Genomic DNA, 3107 nt, shown 5'->3' with positions numbered 1-3107 from the left:
ACGGAACCCCGCGCGGGAGGCGCCCGTCACAGGAACGTGCGGCCCTCGCCCCGGTACGTGGGGACCGTGTCCACCACCCTGTCGCCCTCGACGAGATGGAGCTCCGCGAACCGTTCGCACAGCTCGCCCGCCTTGGCGTGCCGGAACCACACCCTGTCGCCGATCAGCAGATCGTCGGCCGGGTGCCCCAGCAGCGGGGTCTGCACCTCGCCGGCGCCCTCCCGGTCCGCCAGCCGCAGCCCCGCCGGGAGGTACGGCACGGGCAGCCGGTCCCGTCCGGCCGCGCCCGACGCGGGGTAGCCGCCGCCCAGGACCGTCACCACGCCCACCCCGGGCCGGCGCACCACGGGCAGGGCGAACAGCGCGGCGGGGCGGGCGGTGAAGGACGAGTAGCCGTCGAACAGGCGTGGCGCGTACAGCCCCGACCCGGCGGCGATCTCCGTCACCGCGTCCTCGGCCGCCGTGTACTGCACACTGCCGGTCCCGCCGCCGTTGACGAACTCCAGCTCCGCCACCTCCCGTACGGCCCGCACGGCCTCCGCGCGCAGGGCCGCGACCCGTTCCCGGGCGACGGACTGCATCAGTCGGATCGCCCGGGACCGCAGTGGCCGCCCGGCCACCGTGTCACCCACGCCCGCCACATGTGCCTCATAGGCCATCAGACCCACCAGGCGGAAGCCCGGACGGCGGTCGACGGCCCGGGCCAGCTTTGCCAGTTCGCCCGGATCGCTCACCGGAGAGCGCAATGCACCGATCCGTACCCGGCCGACCGGAAGGCGCAGCGAGACGTCCAACTCCAGGCAGACCCGGACCTCCTCACGCCCCGTCCGGGCCGCCTCCACGACCGCCAGCTGCGCCGGGTCGTCCACCATCACCGTCACGGCGGCGGCGAGCTTGGGGTCCGAGGTCAGTTCCGCGAGGGCCGCGCGGTCCGCCGACGGATAGGCGACCAGTACGTCCGGAATCCCCGAACGCGCCAGCCACAGCGCCTCGGCGAGGGTGTAGGCCAGCACGCCCGCGAAGCCCTCCCGGGCCAGCACCCGCTCCAGCAGTGCCCGGCACCGTACGGACTTGCTCGCCACTCGTACCGGTTTGCCCCCCGCCCGCCGCACCAGATCGGCGGCATTGGCATCGAACGCCCCGGTATCGACCACCGCGAGGGGAGCGTCCAGATGGGCGGTGGCCCGGTCGTAACGCGCTCTGTCGGACGACATGGCGGGCAGCCTGCCAGAGCGGGATTCCGCTGACCAGGGGTCGGCCCGGGCGAATGGCACCCGTCGTGTCGCGCACCGTAAAGTGGCGCGCACACCACGGCCTTGGGCCGGCGGCGGATGTGGCGGATGTCCGACATACGGCGGTACGACCGGTCGGCTCGCGAGGGGGAGCGCAGGTTGAGCACCGAAGCGGAACCCATGCCGCCGCCTGCCTGGTCCTCGGGCTGGGCCTCATAGCCGGGGCCGTGACCGGGAGTTGCCTGGCCGCGGGCCAGGGCGACGGCTCGGCCGCCGAGGCCGCCTACACGCGCGGCGCCACGCTCTGGCGCGGCCTCCCCGTCGACCGGATCTTCCCGGCCGCCCTCCAGCGGGACGCGGCCGGGCCCGGCGGCGCCACGCGCGAGTGGACCCGGCTGGGCGTCGCCCCCGACGGCGGCTGCGCCGGCGCCTTCGATCCCCTCCTCGCCACCGCCCTGGCCCCCGTCGGCTGTGCCCGGCTGCTGCGTGCCACCTACGCCGATGTCACGTCGTCGCACGTGACCACCGTCGGCCTGCTCGTCACCGACGCCGACGCCGCCGGCATGCGCGCCCTGCGGCGCCGGTTCGCCGACGAACACCTCGACGAGCGCGCCGACCTGATGCCCCGCCCCCTCGCGCTCCGGGACACCCCCGCCGCGCGCTTCGGCGACGCGCAGCGCGCCAGCTGGCACATCACCGTCATGACGGACCTGCCCGTCGTCGTCTACGCCGTCACCGGCTTCGCCGACGGGCGCCCGGGCGCCCCGCCGCTGCCCGCCGCCCGGGCGGTCGTCCCCGGCGCCACCGAGGCCCCGGCGCAGGCCGGGCTCGGCCATGACGCGACGGCCCTCGCGGAGGCAGTGGCGCGCGCCTACCGCGACGCCGCGCACCGGCCGGCGGGCAGGGAGGCCGGCCGATGAGCCGCCCGCGCCGGGCCCTGGCCGCGCTGGCCGCCGGGACCGCCCTCGCCGTGCTCGCCGCCGCCCCGGCCCGGGCGGACGCCATAAGGGCGCAGGAGTGGGCGCTCGACGCCCTCCACGTCCAGGACGTCTGGCGGACGACCAAGGGCGCCGGGATCACCGTCGCCGTGCTCGACACCGGCGTCGACGAGGGCCACCCGGACCTGCGGGGACGGGTGCTGCCGGGCAAGGACCTGATCGGCTTCGGCGCCGGGCCCGGCGACCGGGCCTGGGCCCGGCACGGCACCGCCATGGCCGGGATCGTCGCCGGGCGCGGGCACGGCGAGGACGACGCCGACGGGATCACCGGTGTCGCCCCCGAGGCGAGGATCCTCCCGGTGCGGGTGATCCTCGAGGACGGCGACCCGGCCCGCGCCAAGGCCCGGGGAGCGCGCGGCAGCGCCCTCGCGGACGGCATCCGCTGGGCCGCCGACCACGGCGCCGACGTGATCAACCTGTCCCTGGGCGACGACAGCGACACCGCGCACCCCGAGCCGCGCGAGGACGAGGCCGTGCAGTACGCGCTCGCCAAGGGAGCCGTCGTCGTCGCCTCCGCCGGCAACGGCGGCGAGCACGGCGACCACGTCTCCTACCCGGCGGCCTACCCCGGTGTGATCGCCGTGACGGCCGTCGACCGCTACGGCGGCCGCGCCTCCTTCTCCACCCGCCGCTGGTACGCCACCGTCAGCGCCCCCGGCGTCGACGTGGTCATCGCCGACCCGGACCGCCGCTACTACGAGGGCTGGGGGACGAGCGCGGCCTCCGCCTTCGTCTCCGGGGCCGTGGCGCTCCTGCGGTCCGCGCGGCCGGGGCTGAGCCCGGCACGCGTCCGCGAACTGCTGACCGAGACCGCGCGGGACCGGCCGGCGGGCGGGCGCGACGACGAGGTGGGCGCGGGGATGGTGGACCCGGCGGC

General features: G+C 76.8%; 3 protein-coding genes. 2 read left to right on the top strand and 1 reads right to left on the bottom strand.

Annotation, left to right across the window (positions count from 1 at the left end; translation table 11 throughout):
• Positions 1–26: 26 nt before the first annotated feature.
• A complete protein-coding gene (locus tag K6I33_RS33620) occupies positions 27–1214 on the bottom strand; it encodes an amino acid deaminase/aldolase (RefSeq protein ID WP_374286541.1) in 1188 nt (395 codons plus the stop codon).
• Between the two features lie 245 nt (positions 1215–1459).
• On the opposite strand from K6I33_RS33620, the gene K6I33_RS33615 reads away from it, so the two are divergent.
• Entirely contained in the window at positions 1460–2152 is a 693-nt protein-coding gene (locus K6I33_RS33615) for a hypothetical protein (RefSeq protein ID WP_229358560.1), read from the top strand.
• The coding region (gene mycP / locus K6I33_RS33610) for a type VII secretion-associated serine protease mycosin (protein ID WP_229358558.1) at positions 2149–3107 on the top strand (959 nt) is incomplete at its 3' end. The genes K6I33_RS33615 and mycP, both read left to right, overlap by 4 nt.

Source organism: Streptomyces sp. UNOB3_S3 (genome assembly GCF_020740895.1).
Lineage (GTDB): Bacteria > Actinomycetota > Actinomycetes > Streptomycetales > Streptomycetaceae > Streptomyces.
The sequence above is the reverse complement of the archived record's forward strand: the minus strand, read 5'-3'. Positions and strand labels throughout refer to the sequence as shown.